Genomic DNA, 2,129 nt, shown 5'->3' with positions numbered 1-2,129 from the left:
GATCAACGGCGCGGTGCGCAGCGCGTCCAGATCGGCGGGCATGCCGTTGGCCTCGGCGTAGGCGCGTGAGGCGCAGACCACGTAATGCATCGGGCCCAGGTCGCGTGCGACCAGGTTCTGCGGCGGCTCCGACATCACGCGGACCGCAATGTCCACTTCATCGCGAATCAGGTCCTCGACGCGGTTCTCGAAGACCACGTCGAGCACGATGCCGGGGTACAGCCGCTTGAAGTCGAGCAGCCACTGCGACATCACGAGCTGGCCGTAGCCGCTGGGAACGCTCAGCCTGACCCGGCCCTGCAGGCTCTGCCCGAGCGTCGCGATCGACTCGCGCGCCGCCAGCAGCTCGTTGCGGATGGCCTTGCCGTGCTCGTACAGGCGCAGGCCGATCTCGGTGGCCTGGATTCGCCGCGTCGTGCGCCGTACCAATTGCTGGCCGATCGTGCGCTCGAACTGGTTCAGGTGGTAGCTGACGTTGGCACGCGTCATCTTCAGCCGCCGCCCGGCTTCGCTCAGGTTTCCGGCATCCAGGATCTCGACCAGCAGGGTCAGCGTGTTGACGTCCATGGCCATTTGTTCGCCTCGTGGGATCCCGCAACTGTCAAACAGTGTTTGACACTCTGTCAATCAGCGCTGGGATTGTCAAGGAGGACGCAGCGTCGAACAATCAATTCTTCAGAACGACAGCCGTCGGAGACCGCATGGACCCTGCTTCTTCTCCCGTCACCTTTCTCCTCCGCGGCAACGTGCTGGTCGTGAGCGTCGACAACCCGCCCGTCAACGCGCTGGGCACCGACGTGCGCCGCGGCCTGGTGGCGGCGATCGACGCCGCGCAGTCCGACCCCGCCGTCGCCGCGGTGCTGATCGTCGGTGCCGGGCGCAACTTCATCGCCGGCGCGGACATCCGCGAGTTCGGCCAGCCGCCGCAGCCCCCAGCGCTGCCGGACGTTTGCAACCGCATCGAGGCCTGCAGCAAGCCGGTGGTCGCCGCCCTTCACGGCGCTGCGCTGGGTGGCGGCCTCGAGGTGGCACTGGCGGCGCACTACCGGCTGGCCGTAAAAGGCGTCAAGCTCGGCCTGCCCGAAGTGCAGCTCGGCCTGATGCCCGGCGCCGGCGGCACGCAGCGCGCGCCCCGCCTGATCGGCGCGGGCCCCGCGCTCGAGCTGATGCTGAGCGGTCGCCACGTCGGCGCAGAAGAGGCACAGGCGCTCGGCCTCGTCGACCGGCTGGGCCGCAGTGACGACACGCTGGCCGAAGGCCTGGCCCATGCGCAGGAGTTGCTCGCCGCCGGCGCGCCCGTGCGCCGCACGCGCGACACGCAGGGGCTGGTGGCCGATCGAGAGGCCAGCCGTGCCGCGATCGACGCTGCGCGCGCCGACGTCGCCGCCAAGAGCCGCGGCCTGTTTTCGCCACACAAGATCGTCGACGCGGTCGAGGCCGCGCAGGATCGCCCCTTCGACGAAGGTCTGCGCCTGGAGCGCGAGCTGTTCCTGCAGTGCATTAACAGCCCGCAGCGCGCCAGCCTGATCCATGTCTTTTTCGCTGAGCGCGAAGTCGCCAAGGCGCCCGAGACGAAGGCGGCGCAGCCGCGGCCGCTGGCCTCGGCCGGCATCGTCGGCGGCGGCACGATGGGCGCCGGCATCGCGGTGGCGATGCTCGACGCCGGCATGATGGTGACGATGGTCGAGCGCGACGAGGACAGCCTCGCGCGTGGCCGCGCCAACGTCGAGAAGGTCTACGACGGCCTCGTCGCCAAGGGCCGCATGGGCGCCGAGGCCAAGGCTGCCGTGATGGCGCGCTTCAACGGCGCCACTGCCTACGACGCCTTGGGCCAGGCCGACCTGGTCGTCGAGGCCGTGTTCGAGGACATGGCGGTGAAGCAGGCCGTCTTTGCCGAGCTCGACCGCGTGTGCAAACCCGGTGCGGTGCTTGCCACCAACACCTCCTACCTCGACATCGACGAGATCGCCGCCAGCATCTCGCGCCCGGCCGACGTGCTGGGCCTGCACTTCTTCTCGCCGGCCAACATCATGAAGCTGCTCGAGATCGTGGTGCCGGCGAAGGTGAGCGCCGACGCGGTCGCCACCGGCTTCGAGCTCGCGAAGAAGCTGAAGAAGGTGCCGGTGCGC

The 2,129-nt window shown here is 69.2% G+C and carries 2 protein-coding genes; one reads left to right on the top strand and one right to left on the bottom strand.

All coding sequences use genetic code 11. The annotated features are described in order from the left end of the window. Positions 1-567 (bottom strand): LysR family transcriptional regulator (locus AC30N0_RS13620; protein ID WP_489518448.1); only part of this gene is annotated, 567 nt, incomplete at its 3' end. A gap of 134 nt (positions 568-701) precedes the next feature. On the opposite strand from AC30N0_RS13620, the gene AC30N0_RS13615 reads away from it, so the two are divergent. Beyond that, positions 702-2,129: 3-hydroxyacyl-CoA dehydrogenase NAD-binding domain-containing protein (locus AC30N0_RS13615; RefSeq protein WP_489518447.1), on the top strand; the 1,428-nt coding region annotated here is incomplete at its 3' end.

It is taken from the genome of Rhizobacter sp., from assembly GCF_031412495.1.
In the GTDB taxonomy this organism is placed as follows: Bacteria; Pseudomonadota; Gammaproteobacteria; order Burkholderiales; family Burkholderiaceae_C; genus Schlegelella_A.
The sequence above is the reverse complement of the archived record's forward strand: the minus strand, read 5'-3'. Positions and strand labels throughout refer to the sequence as shown.